The organism is Melaminivora sp., assembly GCF_032059615.1.
In the GTDB taxonomy this organism is placed as follows: Bacteria; Pseudomonadota; Gammaproteobacteria; order Burkholderiales; family Burkholderiaceae_C; genus Melaminivora.
The window spans coordinates 26,340-44,266 of record NZ_DAMCAM010000014.1 but is presented as its reverse complement, the minus strand read 5'-3'; the positions used below and the strand labels follow the sequence as shown (position 1 = coordinate 44,266).

Genomic DNA, 17,927 nt, shown 5'->3' with positions numbered 1-17,927 from the left:
CGCATTGGTTTTTTCTGGAGAGTGTTCTTGACCGAAGTGGTGATCTATACCGATGGCGCCTGCAAAGGCAACCCCGGCCCTGGGGGCTGGGGCGTGCTGCTGCGCGCGGGCGACCTGACCAGGGAGTTGTTTGGCGGCGAGCGCGAAACGACGAACAACCGCATGGAGCTGATGGCGGTCATCCAGGCGCTGTCCGCGCTCAAGCGGCCCTGCCGCGTGCAGCTGTACCTGGACAGCCAGTACGTGCGCCAGGGCATCACCTCGTGGATCCACGGCTGGAAGAAGAAGGGCTGGCGCACCGCCAGCGGCCAGCCGGTGAAGAACGCCGAGCTGTGGCGCCAGCTCGACGGCCTGGCGCATGGCGCGGGGCATGAGATCGACTGGCACTGGGTACGCGGCCACGCGGGGGACGCGGGCAACGAGCGGGCCGATCAGCTGGCCAACCGGGGGGTGGAGCAGGTGCTGGCTGGGGTGTGAGGCGCCGCTTCTCATTCCCACGGATGCTGGCTTTTCGCTCCCTCGCCCCCTTCAGGGGGAGAGGGTAGGGGTGAGGGGGCGTTCAGGCGCAGCGCCCGCGCCCGGCGCCCTCACCCCGGCCCTCTCCCGCTAGCGGGAGAGGGGGAGGCAGCCGGGGGTCAGGGGCAAGGCTGAAGGACGAGCCGGGGCTGGCCCCCACCCCGGCCCTCCCCCAGAGGAGGAGGGGGCAAGAGGGGGGCGTCCGCCGCTTATGCCTGCAGCGCCGCCAGCGCCTCTTCCAATTCCTGCGCCGTTTGCGGCCGCACCACGCGTGCCACTTCCTGGCCGTCCCGCAGCACGACCAGCGTCGGCCACAGCTTGACGCGGTAGCTGCGCCCCAGCGGCCGGCCGGGGCCGTCCTCCACCTTGATGTGCTCGACCTGGGCGCGGGGCTGCAGCGCCTGCTCGATCAGCGGCTGCGCGCGCTGGCAGTGGCCGCACCAGGCCGTGCCGAACTCGAGCACGGCCTGGCCCTTGAGGGCGTCAACGGCTTCGCGCGTGGGCGGGGTGGCGAGGTGGGTGGCGGCGTAGGGCATGGGGCTCTCCTGGTGAAAATCGTTTTTTATAGCAGGTGATCAAGGCCTGACAAGGGCTACAGGCCTTTTCCCCTCTCCCTCCCCCTTTGGGGGAGGGCCGGGGTGGGGGCCAGCGCCGCCCGGGTCACAGCTTGAGATTCTCGACGTGTCCACGCCGTCAGCCGCCATGCTGCCCCCGCGCCAGCATTTCCAGCGCCCGCAGCTCCTCCAGGGTATTGGCATTGGCAAAAGCCCGTGCGTCGTCGTCCGGGCGGTTGAACGTGGCGACGGCCGGGCCGTGCTGGCGCGTCCATTCCTGCACGCGGCGCCCGCCCGCGGCGATGAAGCGCTCCAGATCCGGCAGCAGCGTGGTGCGCAGCAGGCAGAACACAGCGTGGATGCGTGGCTCGCCGGCCTCGTCCGGCGCCGCCGCCATGGCCAGCGGCGCGCCGGCCTGGGCCGCGGCGGCCGCCAGGCGCGTGGCCAGGTCGGGCGGAAACAGCGGCGTGTCGCACGGCAGCGTGAGCAGCCAGGGCGTGGGGCAGTGCGCCAGCCCCGCGGCAAAGCCCGCCAGGGGCCCGGCGAAATCGGCCTGGGCGTCGGGCCAGACGGGCAGATCCCAGGCAGCGTAGCTGTGCAGGTGGCGGTTGGCGTTGAACATCACGCCCGCCACCTGCGGGGCGATACGCCGCGCCGCGTGCAGCGCCAGCGGCGTGCCGAGAAAGGGCTGCAGGCCCTTGTCGACGCCGCCCATGCGCGAGCCGCGCCCGCCGGCCAGCACCAGGGCCGTGATGTCTTGGGAGTCGATCATGGCAAGCGCCCTGGCGGCGGCCGTCAGCCGCCGATGTAGCTCATCTCGATGCGGCGCCCGCCGCCGCCGGCCTCGGGCGGCAGGCTGGCGCGCAGCTCGGAATAGCGGTCGCTGCGCTGGCGCCAGATGGCGGCGATGGCCGCCTCGAGCTGCGCGTCGGTGGCGCCGCCGCGCAGCAGCGTGCGCAGGTCCCAGCCCTGGCTGGCGAACAGGCACAGGTAGAGCCGGCCCTCGGTGGACAGGCGCGCGCGGTTGCAGTCGCCGCAGAAGGCCTGGGTGACGCTGCTGATCACGCCGACCTCGCCCAGCGCCGGGTCGTGCCGGCCGTCGGCGCCGGCCCAGCCCCAGCGTTTGGCAGTCTCGCCGGGGGTGCTGGCGGCCAGCGGCACCAGCGGCAGCTCGGCCTGCAGGCGGGCGATGACCTCGGACGAGGGCAGCACCTCGTCCATGCGCCAGCCGTTGGTGGCGCCCACGTCCATGTATTCGATGAAGCGCAGCGTAATGCCGGTGCCGCGAAAGCGCCGCGCCATGGCGGTGATCTCGTGGTCGTTGGTGCCGCGCTTGACCACCATGTTGACCTTGATGCGCTCCAGGCCCGCAGCCTGCGCGGCCTCGATGCCGGCGAGCACGTCGGCCACGGGAAAGTCCATGTCGTTCATGCGCCGAAAGACCGCGTCGTCCAGGCTGTCGAGGCTGACGGTGACGCGCGACAGGCCCGCGTCCTTGAGCGCGCGGGCCTTGCGCGCCAGGATGGAGCCGTTGGTGGTGAGCGTGAGGTCGGGCGCGCGGCCGTCCACGGTGGGCAGCGCGGCCAGCTGCTCGACCAGGCGCTCCAGGTTCTTGCGCAGCAGCGGCTCGCCACCGGTCAGGCGGATCTTGTGCACGCCATGCGCCATGAACAGGCGCGCCACGCGGGTGATCTCCTCGAAGCTCAGCAGGTCGCTGTGCGGCAGGTAGCGGTAGTGCTTGTCGAACACCTCCTTGGGCATGCAGTAGCCGCAGCGGAAGTTGCACCGGTCCGTGACGCTGATGCGCAGGTCGCGCAGGGGCCGCGCCCGGGTGTCGAACAGCTCGCCCGTGGCGCGCTCGGCGGCGCCGGGGGCGGGGACGGGGGGCGTCAGGGCCCGGGAGCGCTGGTCCACCAGCGGGATGACACGTTCAGCCATGGCGCAAATTGTGACGCATGCCCCCGGTAGGGGTATGGCTGGGGACTCTGCCGCGCGCGGCGCGGCCTGCGCCCGTCAGCCGTGGCGTATGGCCACCGTCTTCAGGGTGGTAAAGCCGTAGAGCGCCTCGAAGCCCTTCTCGCGCCCGTGGCCGCTCGACTTGACGCCGCCAAACGGCAGCTCCACGCCGCCGGCGGCGCCGTAGTTGTTGATGAACACCTGCCCGGAGGCCAGGCGCCGCGCCATGCGCAGCTGGCGCGCGCCGTCGCGCGTCCAGACGCCGGCGACCAGGCCGTAGCGCGTGCCGTTGGCCAGCTGCACGGCGTGGTCCTCGTCGTCGAAACGCATGGCGGCCAGCACCGGGCCGAAGACTTCTTCCTGCGCCAGGCGGTGCTGCGGCGGCACGTCGCGCAGCAGGGCGGGGGCCTGGTAGAAGCCGGTCTCGGGCGCCTCGTCCACCACCGTGCCCTGGGCCACCAGGGGGATGCCGGCGACTTGCGCGTCCGACAGGAAGTCCCACACGCGCTGCTGCTGGCTCTGGCGGATGAGCGGGCCCACGTCCAGGTCCATGGCGGCCGGGCCCACGCGCAGCGCCTCGAAGGCGGACCCCAAGCGCTCGAGCAGGGGCTCGTAGATCATGGCGTCGATCAGCACGCGCGAGCCGGCCGAGCAGGTCTGGCCGGCGTTCTGGATGATGGCGCTCACCAGCACCGGCACGGCCGCGTCCAGGTCGGCATCGGCAAAGACGATCTGCGGGCTCTTGCCGCCCAGCTCCAGCGTCACCGGGCAGTGGCGCTCGGCGGCGGCCTGCTGGATCAGCGTGCCGACCTTCGGGCTGCCGGTGAAGCTGATGTGCTGGATGCCGGGGTGGCGCGCCAGCGCGTCGCCCACCTCGTGGCCGTAGCCGGTGACGATGTTCAGCGCCCCGGCCGGAAAGCCCGCCTCGGCGGCCAGCTGCGCCACGCGCAAGAGCGACAGGCAGGCATCCTCGGCGGGCTTGACCACGCAGACGTTGCCCGCGGCCAGCGCCGCGCCCACGCAGCGCCCGAAGATCTGCATGGGGTAGTTCCAGGGCACGATGTGGCCTGTGACGCCATGCGGCTCGCGCCAGGTCAGCACGCTGTAGCCGTCGGTGTAGGGAATGGTCTCGCCGTGCAGCTTGTCGCAGGCCCCGGCATAGAACTCGAAGTAGCGCGCCAGCGCCAGGGCATCGGCACGCGCCTGGCGCGTGGGCTTGCCGCAGTCGCGCTGCTCCAGCGCCGCCAGCTCGTCGGCATGCTCGGTGATCTTCAGCGACAGGCGCTGCAGCAGCCGGCCGCGCTCGGCCGGCGCCATGCGGCTCCAGACACTGTCGAAGCACTCGCGCGCGGCGTGAACGGCGGCGTCGATGTCCTCGGCCGTGCCGCGCTGGATCTCGTCGAAGGGCTGGCCGTCGGAAGGGTCGATCATGGCGATGGTGCGCCCGGAGGACGAAGCCACGCCGGCATTGGCGATGTAGTGGAGCTGCATGGCCGCGATTGTGCGGCAGCGGCGCGCAGATTGCCGGCCGTTTGGCGCCGGCTGCAAGCCGCGTGCAAGGGCCTGAGCCTAAAATCCCGGGCCGCGCCGCCTGCGTGCGCGCCCTGTTTCCATTCATCCAGAACCCAACCATGTCGCTCAACAACGTCACGCCCGGCTCCAAGCTGCCCGAAACTTTCAACGTCGTGATCGAGATCCCGGCCGAGGCCGATCCCATCAAGTACGAAGTGGACAAGGACTCGGGCGCCGTCTTCGTGGACCGCTTCCTCACCGTCTCCATGCGCTACCCCTGCAACTACGGCTACGTGCCGCAGACCCTGTCGGGCGACGGCGACCCGGTGGACGTGCTGGTGCTGACCCCCTATCCGCTGCAGCCGGGCGTGGTCGTGCCCTGCCGCGCCCTGGGCATGCTCAAGATGGAGGACGAGGCCGGCGTGGACGGCAAGGTGCTGGCCGTGCCCACGGTCAAGATCCTCAAGGCCTACGAGCACCTCAAGAGCGTGGACGACGTGAATCCCGCGCTGATCAAGTCGATTACCCACTTCTTCGAGCACTACAAGGACCTGGAAGAAGGCAAGTGGGTCAAGGTGCTGGGCTGGGAAGGCATCGACGCCGCGCACAAGGAAATCACCGACGGCGCGGCCAGCCACAAGGCACAGGCCTGATCTCGAAAAAGAGAGCAACAACCCAAGGCAGGGCGCGGGCTGGCGCCCTATTTTCTTATGATTTGAAGGGCGACCCGCCCGCGCCCGCCAGCAGGCGGCGGCCAATTGTCAGCATCGGTAACTGCCAGCTGCTATGCTGCCGCCCAGAAAAGCGATTGCAGGAGCCCACGCCATGACGACTTCCTTCTCCCAGCGCCCCTCGGCGGCAGCGCCTGCCGCGCCCGCTGCCGAGTACCTCACCTTCCGCCTGGGCCAGGAGGAGTACGGCATCGACATCCTGCGCGTGCAGGAGATCCGCTCCTATGAGCAGCCCACGCGCATGGCGCACGCGCCCGAGTTCATCCGCGGCGTGATCGACCTGCGCGGGGTCATCGTCCCCATCGTGGACCTGCGGCTCAAGCTCGGCTGCCCGGCCGAGTACACCTCGTTCACCGTGGTCATCATCCTGAACGTGGGTGGCACGGTGCTGGGCGCGGTGGTGGACGCGGTGGCCGACGTGGTGGCGCTGCCGGCCGACGCCATCAAGCCGGCGCCGCAGTTCCAGGGCCCGATGGACGCGGCCTTCGTGCGCGGCATCGCCACCACCGGCGAGCGCATGCTGATCGTGGTGGACATCGCCTCGCTGCTGAGCGGCGCCGAGATGGGCCTGGTCAAGGCCGTCGCCCACGGCTGATTCGTTCAGCCCGGCCGGCGAAAGGGGCTGCGCCCCTGCAGCTCCTGCAGGTAGCCCTCGACCGCCGCGCCCTCCCGCTCCAGGAAACGCTCCACCGCATCGGCGAACGCCGGGTGCGCCAGCCAGTGCGCGCTGCTGGCCTGCACGGGCAGCAGGGCGCGCGCCATCTTGTGTTCGCCCTGCGCGCCGCCCTCGAAGCGCTGCACGCCCTGGGCGATGCACCACTGCAGCGGCTGGTAGTAGCAGGCCTCGAAGTGCAGGCAATCGACGCGTTCCAGCGCCCCCCAGTAGCGGCCGTAGGCCACCTGCCCCTCGACGGCCACCAGGCTGGCAGCGATCGGCGTGCCCGCCCGCTCGGCGATGAACAGCACCCAGGGCTCGGGCAGCTCGCGGGCCATGCGGGCGAAGAAGTCGGGCGTCAGGTAGGGGGCGTTGCCATGCTCCAGATAGGTGCGCTCGTAGCAGCGGTAGAAGAACGTCCAGTCCGGCGCGCCGATCTCGCGCCCGCGCAGCACGCGGAAAGTGACGCCCGCCTCCTGCACGCGGCGGCGCTCCTGGCGGATCTTCTTGCGCTTGTCCTGCGACAGGCTGGCAAGGAAGTCGGCAAAGTCGGCGAACGCGCCGCCGCCGTCCGGCCGCGCATTGCGCCAGTGGAACTGCACCGTGTGCCGCAGCAGCAGACCCGCGGCCTGCGCCGCGGCCAGGTCTTCGTCGGCGCCAAACAGCAGGTGCAGCGACGACAGCTCCTGCTCGCGCGCCCAGGCCAGCAGCCCCTGCAGCAGCGTGGCGCGCGCGGCCTCGTCGGTGGCCAGCAGCCGCGTGCCTGGCACGGGAGTGAAGGGCACGGCCAGCACCGCCTTGGGGTAGTAGGCCAGGCCGTGGCGGGCGTAGGCATCGGCCCAGCCCCAGTCGAAGACGTATTCGCCGCGCGAATGCGTCTTGAGGTAGAGCGCGCAGGCCGCCCGCAGCGCGCCGCCCCGGCGCAGCGTGAAGTACACCGGCGTCCAGCCACTGCGCGGCGTGGCGCTGCCGCTGGCCTGCAGCGCCGCCAGGTAGGCGTGGCGCATGAAGGGCGTGGGCTGGCGCTGGGTGGCCAGCAGCGCATCCCAGGCGGCGGCGTCGAGCTCGTCGGCGTCGCCGGCCAGGTGCAGCTCACAGGCGGGGGCGGTTGGCTCCTGCGCGGGCAGGCGGGGCGGGGGCATGGGTCTCCTTGGACAGGACGGGGCGACCGTCCATGATAGGGAGGGCCGACGCCTGCTGCCGGCGTGCGGGAACGCGGGGCTGCATTGCACAAAAATGAGGCAATACCAAGTGGTTCGAGACAGATCAAGCACTTGCGTGCCAAGTACAGCGGCATGCGCAAGTTGTCCACAGACCTGTCCAGGGCTGGCGGGGATAAGCGCAGGTCCCGGCCAGGCAAGGGGATGGCGCGCGCATAATCGGGCGCCCCGGTATTCAGCCACCACCCTTACCAGCCCTGTCTGCCCACGCAGCGCGGGCGTTCCCGCCAGGAGTTTTTCGCCATGCACATGATCACCGCCGTCATCAAGCCCTTCAAGCTCGAGGAGGTGCGCGAGGCGCTGGCCGAGTGCGGCGTGACGGGATTGACGGTGACCGAGGTCAAGGGCTTCGGGCGGCAGAAGGGCCACACCGAGCTCTACCGCGGCGCGGAATACGTGGTGGACTTCCTGCCCAAGGTGAAGATCGAGGTAGTGGTGCGCGGCACCGACGTGGAGCGCTGCGTGGACGCCATCGTGGCGGCCGCGCGCACCGGCAAGATTGGCGACGGCAAGATCTTCATCAGCCCGGTCGAGCGCGTGGTGCGCATCCGCACCGGCGAGCTCGACGACGCGGCAGTCTGACCCGCAGCCTGTTCAGCCTCTCAGATCACGCTGCGCAGCGGCGGCCGGGGGCGGTCCGGGCCGCCCGCCTCCTCAACCAGGGTGGCCAGCAGGGCATCGACATCGGTGCCGGTGTGCACCAGCCCCATCTGCCACTCGCCCATCAGGCCCTGTTCGATGCTGTGCTGCAGGAACTGGAGCAGCGCGCCGTAGTAGCCATCGACGTCGAGCAGTCCCACGGGCTTGTCGTGGTAGCCGAGCTGGCGCCAGGTCCAGACCTCGAATAGCTCCTCCAGCGTGCCGATGCCCCCGGGCAGGGCGACAAAGGCGTCGCTGCGCTCGGCCATCATGGCCTTGCGCTCATGCATGGTCTGCACGATGTGCAGCTCGTCGCACAGGTGGTTGGCCAGCTCCTTGTCGACCAGCGACTGCGGGATCACGCCCACCACGCGCCCGCCGGCCAGGCGCGTGGCCTCGGCCACGGTGCCCATCAGGCCGCTGCGCCCGCCGCCATAGACGAGCTGCCCGCCGTGGCGGCCAATGAAGCGCCCGACAGCGGTGGCCGCCTCGGCAAAGCGCGGATTGCTGCCGGGGCGCGAGCCCAGATACACGCAGACGGAAAAAGCGGGGGAGGCAGGGGTGGAAATATCAGCCATGCGAGGCAATCCTTTGGAGGAGGGCGGCGGCCCAGGTGCCGCCGCACAGCAGCAGGCTCAGCAGCACGGCGGCGCTGCCCATGTCCTTGGCGCGGCGCGACAGTTCGTGCCATTCGGGGCCGATGCGGTCGATGGCCGCCTCGATGCCGGAGTTGAGCAGCTCCACGATGAGCACCAGCAGCACGGTGCCTGCCAGCAGCGCGGTCTGCACCCACCCATCCCCCAGCCACAGGCTGGCCGGCAGCAGGAGGAAGGCGAGGCAGGCCTCCAGCCGGAAGGCCTTCTCGGCCCAGCCATCGGCCAGGCCCTGCAGCGAGTGGCGCGTGGCGTGCAGCAGGCGCGTGAGGCCGGTGCGGCGCTTGTGCTGCGCGGCGGCGTCGGCGCGGTCCATCGCGGGTTCAGGCATGGGGCCCGGCCTGGCGTTTGCGCGGCCTGCGCGGGCCCACCTCGTGGTGCACCAGCCGCGTGCCGGCCAGGGCGTCGTGCAGGAACTGCCGCTCGGGGTGGAAGCGGCTGAGCAGTGCCCACACCGCCACCCAGCCGGCCAGCAGCAGGGCGGTCTCGCCGGCCGGCAGGTCGAACGGCGCCACGGCGGCCAGCGGCGGCAGGAACCATAGCCAGCTCAGCACGTAACGCCCGAGCGCGCGGGACTGGCTCAGCGGCCGGCCGGTGCGGTCCACCACGCGGATGTGCCAGGTTTTCATGGCCAGCGTGTGGCCACGCGACCAGAACCAGGTGAAGTAGATCCCGAAGACCAGGAACAGGAAGGCCTGCAGCGCGTGCCGGTTGTCCAGCGCGTGCCGCGTCTGCGTGAGCGTACCGAACAGATAGGCGGCGATGAAGACCACGCCGAACATCAGCATGCCCTCGTAGAGCCAGCAGGCCATGCGCCGGCGCAGGGGCGGCGCCATCAGCGGCGGCATGGTGGCTGCAGGGGAGGGTGGCGGCGGCCCCTGGAGTCGGGATGCGGGCATGCGGTGTCGGGGTGCAACGAAGAAGGCGCGCCTCCTCAGGGGCGGGTGCGCCAGGGTGCGCTCACTGCGGGGGGTGCAGCGGCTCCATGCTGCCGCTGACCGGCTCGCGCTGCTGCGGCTCGTCGGCAGGCAGTGGCGGCAGCGGCTGGGGCCGGGCCGAGGGAATCTCGACGGGCCTGGTTTCTACCACAACCGGCGCGGGCACGGGCAGCGCCTGGGGCACGTGGGGCTCCACGGGCCGCGCGATCTTGGGTGGATTGGGCACGGTGGCCGGGGCGTTGTTGGCCGCGGGCACGCGTGCGAGCTTTCTGGCAAGCGGTGGATGGGCGGCCGGTGCGGCGCCCGTGGGGGCGGGCTTGACGGCCTTGACCGCCAGGCGGCGCTTCTCCTCGTCGCTCAAGGCCTGGTAGGCCTCCCAGCGGGCGCGCCGGGCGTCAGGCGCCACCACGGCGGCGGCCGCGGCGAAATTCAGGCGCGCCTGGCTGCGCTGCTGCGCGCTCAGGCTGGCCCAGTCGGTCAGGCGGGCCAGCAGCCGGGCCTGTTCCTCCGGCGCCAGGGCATGGAAGCCGGCCGCCATCTGCAGCCAGCGGCGCTTCTGCGCCTCGCTCAGCACGCTCCAGCGATTGGCCAGGGGGTAGAGGGCTTCCTTCTGCGCGGTGGTCAGCTCGCTCCAGGGCGGGTGTGCCTCCAGCAGGGCCAGCAGGGAGCGGTCGCCGCTCTGCAGCCGCAGGCGCGCATCGGCCAGCACCTCGGCGGGCACCGGCGTGCCGGGCACCATGCGCAGGGCGCCCAGGACGCGCACCCCCGTCACCGCGAAGCCGCCGAGCAGGGCGATGGCCAGCACGAAGGCGGGCAGCAGGGTGGCGGAGCGTGGCGGGGGCGGGAGATGCATGCAGCGGCGGAAACGGGCGCGAGGGGACAGTCGCTGGAATTTCAGGGCGCGCGCCTGCACAGGCGCGCGTCGGCGGCAGGTCAGTGATTCTGACCGGGACTGCGCAGGTACTGCACGAAGCCCGGATCGGCGTAGGCCGAGGGCGGCAGGTCGTCGGCGAGCAGGGCGGCATCCACATCCGAGCCGTCGCTGCCCAGCACCTGCTCGTGTGAGAGGTTGATGAACACCAGGCCCGCCAGCAGCGCCGTGAGCGGCACGGCCGACGCGAGGGCTCGCCACCAGCCGCCGCGCCCGTCGCCCCCGCTGCCCGAGGCGGCCGCGCCGGCGTACAGCAGCGACAGGCTGGAGACGGGCTGCAGCACGGCCTGGGCTTGCGGGCGCCGGCGCCGCTCGAGGGCCTGCATGCGGGCGGCGCGCAGGCGCTCGGTGATGTCGTGGGGCAGGTCGTCGCCCGTCTCGTTCAGCCGCGCGGCGAGGCGGCGGGCGTAGGCGTCCATGGCGAGGGAGGCGTCGCGGGTCGGTTCGGCGGGGGTCATAGGGAGATTCCTTTGGCTTTCAGTGCCCGGCTGAGGGCTTGCACGGCCCGAAAGCAGTGGGTCTTGACGCTGCCTTCGGAGCAGCCCATGGCGGCAGCGGTTTCGGATACATCCAGTTCCTCCCAGTAACGCAATAAAAACGCCTCGCGTTGACGGGGAGGGAGGGCTTCGACCTCGGTTTCGATGTTCTTGAGGACCTGGCGGCGCCGCACCACGTCTTCGGCGCTCTGGCTGGGTTCGCCCTCGGGCGGGCCGGCATGGATCTCGAGCAGGTCGAAATCGCCGCCCTCGCCGTCCGGGCCTTCGAAGTCGCCCAGGTTGGAAAACAGCGCGTTGCGCGTCTTCTGGCGCCTGAACCAGTCCAGCGTGGTGTTGCCCAGGATGCGATGGAAGAGCATGGGCAGTTCGGCCACCGGCTTGTCGCCGTAGTTTTCAGCCAGCTTCATCATGCTGTCTTGCACGATGTCCAGCGCCGATTCCTCGTTGCGCACGTGGTAGTACGTGCGCTTGAAGGCGCGCCGCTCCACGCTCTTGAGGAAATCGGACAGCTCTTGCTCGGTGGCCAATGGCAGCAGGCCCCGCTGCCGGGGCAAGAAAAAGAGGGCGGGGCGGGCGACGGGGCCCCGGGTGGACGAAGCTGCCAATTATGGCACCCGGCAAAAATATTTCGTCACAGTCCGGCCGGTGCCATATTGCAGTGCAATAATCGCCGGTCCGACACAAGGCAAACGGGTCCCGGTCCGGCGCAGCACTCCTGGCGTCCATGGCCGAGGCCTCAAGTCCCGAACCGGCTCCACAAGAGCACGTGCAAGGGGCACCCAAGGTTTTTCGTCAGAGAAAATCGCAAAGGTTGATCATGGAAATCTCCAAGGCCGAACTCGCATCGGCAGCCGCTGCCGCACGCAGCAACACCCCCCCCGAACCCGCCCAGGAACTGATGGGCGCCGAGGTCCTCGTCAAGGCCCTGCAGGCCGAAGGCGTGCAGTACATGTGGGGCTACCCCGGCGGGGCCGTGCTCTACATCTACGACGCGCTGTACAAGCAGGACAGCATCCAGCACGTGCTGGTGCGCCACGAGCAGGCGGCGGTGCACGCGGCCGATGGCTATGCGCGCGCCACGGGTGACGTGGGCGTGGCCCTGGTGACCTCGGGCCCCGGCCTGACCAACGCGGTCACCGGCATCGCCACGGCCTACATGGATTCGATTCCCATGGTCATCATCTCCGGCCAGGTGCCTACGCCCGCCATCGGGCTGGATGCCTTCCAGGAGTGCGACACCGTCGGCATCACCCGCCCCATCGTCAAGCACAACTTCCTGGTCAAGGACGTGCGCGATCTGGCAGTGACGCTCAAGAAGGCTTTCCACATCGCGCGCACCGGCCGCCCGGGCCCGGTGGTGGTGGACATCCCCAAGGACGTGTCGTTTCGCAGGACCGCCTGGGAGGGCTACCCCGAGCGCGTGGAGATGCGCTCCTACAACCCCGTGCGCCGCGGCCACGCCGGCCAGATCCGCAAGGCGCTGGCGCTCTTGCTGAACGCCAAGCGTCCCTACATCTACACCGGCGGCGGCATTCTGCTGGGCAACGCCTGCGCCGAGCTGCGCACGCTGGTGGACATGCTGGGCTATCCGGTCACGCACACGCTGATGGGCCTGGGCGCCTATCCGGCCTCCGATCGCAAGTTCCTCGGCATGCTGGGCATGCACGGCACCATCGAGGCCAACAACGCCATGCAGAACTGCGACGTGCTGCTGGCCGTGGGCGCGCGCTTCGACGACCGGGTGATCGGCAATCCCAAACATTTCGCGCAGAACGACCGCAAGATCATCCACGTGGACATCGACCCCTCGTCGATCTCCAAGCGGGTGAAGGTGGACATTCCCATCGTCGGCGACGTGAAGGAAGTGCTGACCGAGCTGATCTCCATGATCCGCGAGACCGCCACGCGCCCCGACGCCGGCGCTCTGGCCGCCTGGTGGGACCAGATCGAAGCCTGGCGCAGCCGCGACTGCCTGAAGTACGACCGCGGCAACACCGAGGTCATCAAGCCGCAGCACGTGGTCGAGACGCTGTGGAACATGACCAAGGATGTGGACACCTACGTCACCTCCGACGTGGGCCAGCACCAGATGTGGGCCGCGCAGTACTACCGCTTCGACGAGCCGCGCCGCTGGATCAACTCCGGCGGCCTGGGCACCATGGGCGTGGGCATTCCCTACGCCATGGGCATCAAGCTGGCCAAGCCAGAGTCTGAGGTGTTCTGCATCACCGGCGAAGGTTCGGTGCAGATGAACATCCAGGAGCTGTCCACCTGCCTGCAGTACAACACGCCGATCAAGGTGGTGTCGCTGAACAACCGCTACCTGGGCATGGTGCGTCAGTGGCAGGAGATCGAATACTCCGGCCGCTACAGCCACAGCTACATGGACGCGCTGCCCAACTTCGTCAAACTGGCCGAGGCCTACGGCCACGTGGGCATGCTGATCGAGCGCCCGCAGGACGTGGAGCCCGCGCTGCGCGAGGCGCGCAAGCTGAAGGACCGCACGGTCTTCATGGACTTCCGCACCGACCCCACCGAGAACGTGTTCCCGATGGTGCAGGCGGGCAAGGGCATCACCGAGATGCTGCTCGGGTCGGAAGACCTCTGAGCCGCAGGCAAATCAGGCCGTGGCCCTTGTCTGGCAAGGGCTTTCAGCTATCTTTTTAGATAGCGTTCATTTCGACGAATCTATTGCCTGCCAAGCCTGGCGCTTACCGGCGCCAGGGGAGGGCAGCGAAAAACGACAGTTTTCTGCGACCACTTGTTGATCGTGCTGTCGTCGCAAAAAGAGGAATCCGCACCCATGAAACACATCATTGCCGTTCTGATCGAGAACGAAGCCGGCGCGCTGTCGCGCGTCGTGGGCCTGTTCTCCGCGCGGGGCTACAACATCGAGTCGCTTACCGTGGCGCCTACCGAGGACCCCTCGCTGTCGCGCATGACGATACAGACCGCCGGCTCCGACGACGTGATCGAGCAGATCACCAAGCACCTCAACCGCCTGATCGAAGTCGTCAAGGTGGTGGACCTGACCGAAGGCGCCTACACCGAGCGCGAACTGATGATGGTCAAGGTGCGCGCGGTGGGCAAGGAGCGCGAGGAGATGAAGCGCATGGCCGACATCTTCCGCGGCCGCATCATCGACGTGACCGAAAAGAGCTACACCGTCGAGCTGACGGGCGACCAGTCCAAGAACGACGCCTTCCTGCAGGCCATCGACCGCACCGCCATCCTGGAAACCGTGCGCACGGGTGCCAGCGGCATCGGCCGCGGCGAGCGCATCCTGCGCGTGTAGGACAATTCCCGCTTTCCCCCGACCTCTACAGAATTTCAACCGGAGCAATTCAGACATGAAAGTTTTCTACGACAAGGACTGTGACCTCTCCCTGATCAAGGGCAAGACCGTGGCCATCATCGGCTACGGCTCGCAGGGCCACGCCCACGCGCAAAACCTCAACGACAGCGGCGTGAAGGTCGTGGTCGGCCTGCGCAAGGGCGGCGCCAGCTGGGACAAGGTGGGCAAGGCCGGCCTGACGGTCAAGGAAGTGAACGAGGCGGTCAAGGAAGCCGACGTAGTCATGATCCTGCTGCCCGACGAGCAGATCGGCGACGTGTACAAGAACAACGTCGAGCCCAACATCAAGCAGGGCGCTTCGCTGGCCTTCGCGCACGGCTTCAACGTGCACTACAACCAGGTCGTGCCGCGCGCCGACCTGGACGTGTGGATGGTCGCTCCCAAGGCCCCGGGCCACACCGTGCGCAACACCTACACCCAGGGCGGCGGCGTGCCGCACCTGGTGGCCGTGCACCAGGACAAGTCGGGCAAGGCGCGTGACCTGGCCCTGTCCTACGCCATGGCCAACGGTGGCGGCAAGGCCGGCATCATCGAGACCAGCTTCAAGGAAGAGACCGAGACCGACCTGTTCGGCGAGCAGGCCGTGCTGTGCGGCGGCGCCGTCGAGCTGATCAAGATGGGCTACGAGACGCTGGTGGAAGCCGGCTACGCCCCCGAGATGGCCTACTTCGAGTGCCTGCACGAGCTCAAGCTCATCGTGGACCTGATCTACGAAGGCGGCATTGCCAACATGAACTACTCGATCTCGAACAACGCCGAGTACGGCGAGTACGTGACGGGCCCCGAGGTCATCAACGAAGAGTCGCGCCGCGCCATGCGCAATGCGCTCAAGCGCATTCAGGACGGCGAATACGCCAAGATGTTCATCCAGGAAGGCCGCCTGAACTATCCCAGCATGACGGCGCGCCGGCGCAACCTGGCCGACCATAGCATCGAGCAGGTCGGCGGCAAGCTGCGCTCCATGATGCCCTGGATCGCCAAGAACAAGCTGGTGGACCAGTCGCGCAACTGATGCCCCGCGCGGCCTGCCGGCCGCGCCATGCAAGCACCCCAAGGCCACCCCCGCGTGGCCTTTTTTGCGTGCCGGCAAGGCGGCTACACTTCCGGCTCTGCGGCGGAAGGCTCTGCCAGAAACCACCAAAACAATAGCTACAAGACGCGCAGTGACGCGGGCTCAAGGACTTTTTCATGCATGAAGACGAGGCGGCGCACGAGCGTGGCGTGCTGGTGCGCAAACGCCGCAAGGGCATCTACATCCTGCCCAACCTGTTCACGCTGGCGGCGCTGTTTGGCGGCTTCTTCGCCATCGTCATGGCTGTGGACGGGCGCTTCGACCTGGCCGCGGCCGGCATCTTCTGCGCCATGGTGCTGGACAGCCTGGACGGCCGCGTGGCGCGCATGACCAACACGGCCAGCGCCTTTGGCGAGCAGATGGATTCGCTCTCCGACATGGTGTCGTTTGGCGCCGCCCCGGCGCTGGTGGCCTATGTGTGGGCGCTGCAGGGCCTGGGGCGCTGGGGCTGGTTTGCCGCCTTCGTCTATTGCGCCTGCGCGGCGCTGCGGCTGGCGCGCTTCAACGTCAACACCGGCGTGGTGGACAAGCGCTATTTCCAGGGCTTGCCGTCGCCCGCCGCCGCCGCCCTGGTGGCCGGCTTCATCTGGCTGATGACGGATGCCGGCGTGCGCCCCGGTGAGGACGGCTGGCTGGCCTGGAGCACGGTGACGTGGATCGCCTTTGCCTTCACGCTGTACGCCGGCCTGACCATGGTGACCAACGTGCCGTTCTACAGCTTCAAGGACGTTCGCATGAAGAAAAGCGTGCCGTTTGCTGCCGTGGTGCTGATCGCCCTGGCCATCGCCGTGATCAACATCGACCCGCCCAGCGTGCTCTTCAGCGTCTTCGTGCTCTACGGCCTGTCGGGCTACGCCGTCTATGCCTGGCGCCGCGCCAAGGGCCAGCACACCAGCGTGATCAGCACCTCCACCGACGAGCCCGACGAGCGCGGGCTGCACGACTGACGGCGGCGCACCTGCGATGTGTGCTACATTTTCGCGCATGCAAAACCGTGCCCTGGCCCTACTGCTAACCCCCTTCGGGCGGAGAAGGTAGAGCGCGCGCGCACGCTTTTCGTACTTCAAAGGCCCGTATGCACCCGCAGCGGGCCTTTTTGTTTTGGGCGCCAGACACTTTCCACGCTGCGGGTCCACCCACCCATCAGGAGCACACCATGGCAGACAAACTCATCATTTTCGACACCACCTTGCGCGACGGCGAGCAGTCGCCCGGCGCCAGCATGACGCGCGACGAGAAGCTGCGCATCGCACGCCAGCTCGAGCGCCTGAAGGTCGATGTGATCGAGGCCGGCTTTGCCGCCAGCTCCAACGGCGACTTCGAGTGCGTGCAGGCCATCGCCCGCGCGGTGAAGGATTCGACCATCTGCTCGCTCTCGCGCGCCAACGACCGCGACATCGCCCGCGCCGCTGAGGCGCTCAAGGACGCCAACCGTGCGCGCATCCACACCTTCATCGCCACCAGCGCGCTGCACATGGAAAAGAAGCTGCGCATGACGCCCGAGCAGGTGCTGGAGCAGGCCAAGCAGTCCGTGCGCTTCGCCCGCAACCTGCTGCAGGACATCGAGTTCAGCCCCGAGGACGGCTACCGCAGCGACCCGGACTTCCTGTGCCGCGTGATCGAAGCCGTGATTGCCGAAGGCGCGACCACCATAAACGTGCCCGACACCGTGGGCTACGCCATTCCCGAGTTGTATGGCAACTTCATCAAGACGCTGCGCGAGCGCGTGCCCAACAGCGACAAGGCTGTCTGGAGCGTGCACTGCCACAACGACCTGGGCATGGCGGTGGCCAACTCGCTGGCCGGCGTGAAGATCGGCGGCGCGCGCCAGGTGGAATGCACCATCAACGGCCTGGGCGAGCGTGCGGGCAACTGCTCGCTCGAAGAGGTGGTGATGGCCGTCAAGACGCGGCGTGACCACTTCGGCCTGGACGTGGGCATCGACACCCAGCACATCGTCGCTGCCAGCCGCATGGTCAGCCAGATCACGGGCTTCATCGTGCAGCCCAACAAGGCCGTGGTGGGCGCCAACGCCTTTGCCCATGCCTCGGGCATCCACCAGGACGGCGTGCTCAAGGCGCGCGACACCTACGAGATCATGCGTGCCGAGGACGTGGGCTGGAGCGCCAACAAGATCGTCCTGGGCAAACTCTCGGGCCGCAACGCCTTCAAGCAGCGCCTGCAAGAGCTGGGCGCGGAGCTGGAGAGCGAAGCCGACATCAACGCGGCGTTCGCGCGCTTCAAGGAGCTGGCCGACAGGAAGAGCGAAATCTACGACGAGGACATCCTGGCGCTGCTCAACGACGAAAGCCTGGCTGGCGCCCACGAGCAGTTCGGCTTCGTGTCGCTGTCGCAGCGCAGCGAAACCGGCGAGCAGCCGCACGCCGAGATCGTCTTCACGGCCGAGGGCCGCGAGGTGCGCAGCAGCGCGGGCGGCAACGGCCCGGTGGACGCGTCCCTCAAGGCCATCGAGGCGCACGTGAAGAGCGGCGCGGAGATGGTGCTGTACTCGGTCAACGCCATCAGCGGCTCGACCGAGAGCCAGGGCGAGGTGACGGTGCGCCTGCAAAGCGCGGGCCGCGTGGTCAACGGCGTAGGGGCCGACCCCGACATCGTGGTGGCCTCGGCCAAGGCATACTTGAGCGCCTTGAACAAGTTGCAATACAAAGGCGAGCGGGTGGCGGCGCAGGGCTGAAAC

The 17,927-nt window shown here is 68.9% G+C and carries 20 protein-coding genes; 9 read left to right on the top strand and 11 right to left on the bottom strand.

The genetic code is table 11. The features are described from left to right. Positions 1–27: 27 nt before the first annotated feature. Positions 28–477, top strand: coding sequence for a ribonuclease HI (gene rnhA, locus RT051_RS04895; RefSeq protein WP_313072805.1), 450 nt, complete (start codon positions 28–30; stop codon positions 475–477). 248 nt (positions 478–725) lie between these two features. Here the strand turns inward: rnhA and RT051_RS04890 are convergent, their stop codons facing one another. The 4 genes from RT051_RS04890 to RT051_RS04875 form a co-directional block, all read right to left on the bottom strand. Further along, the gene (locus RT051_RS04890) at positions 726–1,052 is read right to left on the bottom strand and encodes a thioredoxin family protein (protein ID WP_313072801.1); all 327 of its coding nucleotides are present in this window, start codon (positions 1,050–1,052) and stop codon (positions 726–728) included. A gap of 157 nt (positions 1,053–1,209) precedes the next feature. After that, complete coding sequence (gene mobA / locus RT051_RS04885; RefSeq protein WP_313072798.1) at positions 1,210–1,842, bottom strand: molybdenum cofactor guanylyltransferase MobA; 633 nt, start codon at positions 1,840–1,842, stop codon at positions 1,210–1,212. Between the two features lie 23 nt (positions 1,843–1,865). Beyond that, positions 1,866–3,008, bottom strand: coding sequence for a GTP 3',8-cyclase MoaA (moaA, locus tag RT051_RS04880; RefSeq protein ID WP_313072794.1), 1,143 nt, complete (start codon positions 3,006–3,008; stop codon positions 1,866–1,868). A 75-nt stretch (positions 3,009–3,083) separates the two neighbouring features. Then, a complete protein-coding gene (locus RT051_RS04875) occupies positions 3,084–4,517 on the bottom strand; it encodes an aldehyde dehydrogenase family protein (RefSeq protein WP_313072791.1) in 1,434 nt (477 codons plus the stop codon). Positions 4,518–4,657: 140 nt separating this feature from the next. On the opposite strand from RT051_RS04875, the gene ppa reads away from it, so the two are divergent. Together ppa and RT051_RS04865 are read left to right on the top strand one after the other, a co-directional pair. Next, positions 4,658–5,191, top strand: a complete 534-nt coding sequence (ppa, locus tag RT051_RS04870) for an inorganic diphosphatase (RefSeq protein WP_313072788.1) — start codon at positions 4,658–4,660, stop codon at positions 5,189–5,191. Positions 5,192–5,363: 172 nt separating this feature from the next. Beyond that, positions 5,364–5,864, top strand: a complete 501-nt coding sequence (locus tag RT051_RS04865) for a chemotaxis protein CheW (protein WP_313072784.1) — start codon at positions 5,364–5,366, stop codon at positions 5,862–5,864. 5 nt (positions 5,865–5,869) lie between these two features. On the opposite strand, the gene RT051_RS04860 is transcribed toward RT051_RS04865, so the two are convergent. Then, on the bottom strand, positions 5,870–7,066 hold the full coding sequence (locus RT051_RS04860) for a GNAT family N-acetyltransferase (protein WP_313072781.1): 1,197 nt from the start codon (positions 7,064–7,066) through the stop codon (positions 5,870–5,872). A gap of 321 nt (positions 7,067–7,387) precedes the next feature. Between RT051_RS04860 and RT051_RS04855 the strand changes: the two genes are divergently transcribed. After that, positions 7,388–7,726: a P-II family nitrogen regulator gene (locus RT051_RS04855; protein ID WP_313072778.1), complete on the top strand. Its 339-nt coding sequence runs from the start codon at positions 7,388–7,390 to the stop codon at positions 7,724–7,726. 20 nt (positions 7,727–7,746) lie between these two features. Here the strand turns inward: RT051_RS04855 and RT051_RS04850 are convergent, their stop codons facing one another. The 6 genes from RT051_RS04850 to RT051_RS04825 all read right to left on the bottom strand — a co-directional run bounded on the left by RT051_RS04850 (position 7,747) and on the right by RT051_RS04825 (position 11,329). After that, positions 7,747–8,361, bottom strand: a complete 615-nt coding sequence (locus tag RT051_RS04850; protein WP_313072774.1) for a TIGR00730 family Rossman fold protein — start codon at positions 8,359–8,361, stop codon at positions 7,747–7,749. After that, positions 8,354–8,767: a diacylglycerol kinase gene (locus tag RT051_RS04845; protein ID WP_313072769.1), complete on the bottom strand. Its 414-nt coding sequence runs from the start codon at positions 8,765–8,767 to the stop codon at positions 8,354–8,356. Before RT051_RS04845 ends, RT051_RS04850 begins: the two co-directional genes overlap by 8 nt. Continuing rightward, entirely contained in the window at positions 8,760–9,335 is a 576-nt protein-coding gene (locus RT051_RS04840; protein WP_409520545.1) for an RDD family protein, read from the bottom strand. Before RT051_RS04840 ends, RT051_RS04845 begins: the two co-directional genes overlap by 8 nt. A gap of 61 nt (positions 9,336–9,396) precedes the next feature. After that, complete coding sequence (locus tag RT051_RS04835) at positions 9,397–10,227, bottom strand: DUF3106 domain-containing protein (RefSeq protein ID WP_313072764.1); 831 nt, start codon at positions 10,225–10,227, stop codon at positions 9,397–9,399. Between the two features lie 80 nt (positions 10,228–10,307). Next, positions 10,308–10,763, bottom strand: a complete 456-nt coding sequence (locus RT051_RS04830) for a DUF3619 family protein (protein WP_313072761.1) — start codon at positions 10,761–10,763, stop codon at positions 10,308–10,310. Continuing rightward, positions 10,760–11,329, bottom strand: a complete 570-nt coding sequence (locus RT051_RS04825) for an RNA polymerase sigma factor (protein ID WP_313072848.1) — start codon at positions 11,327–11,329, stop codon at positions 10,760–10,762. The genes RT051_RS04830 and RT051_RS04825 overlap by 4 nt, the downstream gene beginning before the upstream one ends. 290 nt (positions 11,330–11,619) lie before the next feature. On the opposite strand from RT051_RS04825, the gene RT051_RS04820 reads away from it, so the two are divergent. The 5 genes from RT051_RS04820 (at position 11,620) to RT051_RS04800 (ending at position 17,924) form a co-directional block, all read left to right on the top strand. After that, positions 11,620–13,410, top strand: coding sequence for an acetolactate synthase 3 catalytic subunit (locus RT051_RS04820; protein WP_313072756.1), 1,791 nt, complete (start codon positions 11,620–11,622; stop codon positions 13,408–13,410). Between the two features lie 195 nt (positions 13,411–13,605). Continuing rightward, entirely contained in the window at positions 13,606–14,097 is a 492-nt protein-coding gene (gene ilvN, locus RT051_RS04815; RefSeq protein ID WP_313072752.1) for an acetolactate synthase small subunit, read from the top strand. 4 nt (positions 14,098–14,101) lie between these two features. After that, the gene (ilvC, locus tag RT051_RS04810; RefSeq protein ID WP_409520546.1) at positions 14,102–15,169 is read left to right on the top strand and encodes a ketol-acid reductoisomerase; all 1,068 of its coding nucleotides are present in this window, start codon (positions 14,102–14,104) and stop codon (positions 15,167–15,169) included. Between the two features lie 176 nt (positions 15,170–15,345). Beyond that, the gene (pssA, locus tag RT051_RS04805) at positions 15,346–16,176 is read left to right on the top strand and encodes a CDP-diacylglycerol--serine O-phosphatidyltransferase (RefSeq protein ID WP_313072744.1); all 831 of its coding nucleotides are present in this window, start codon (positions 15,346–15,348) and stop codon (positions 16,174–16,176) included. A 209-nt stretch (positions 16,177–16,385) separates the two neighbouring features. Then, entirely contained in the window at positions 16,386–17,924 is a 1,539-nt protein-coding gene (locus RT051_RS04800; RefSeq protein WP_313072740.1) for a 2-isopropylmalate synthase, read from the top strand. The last annotated feature ends 3 nt before the right edge of the window (positions 17,925–17,927 follow it).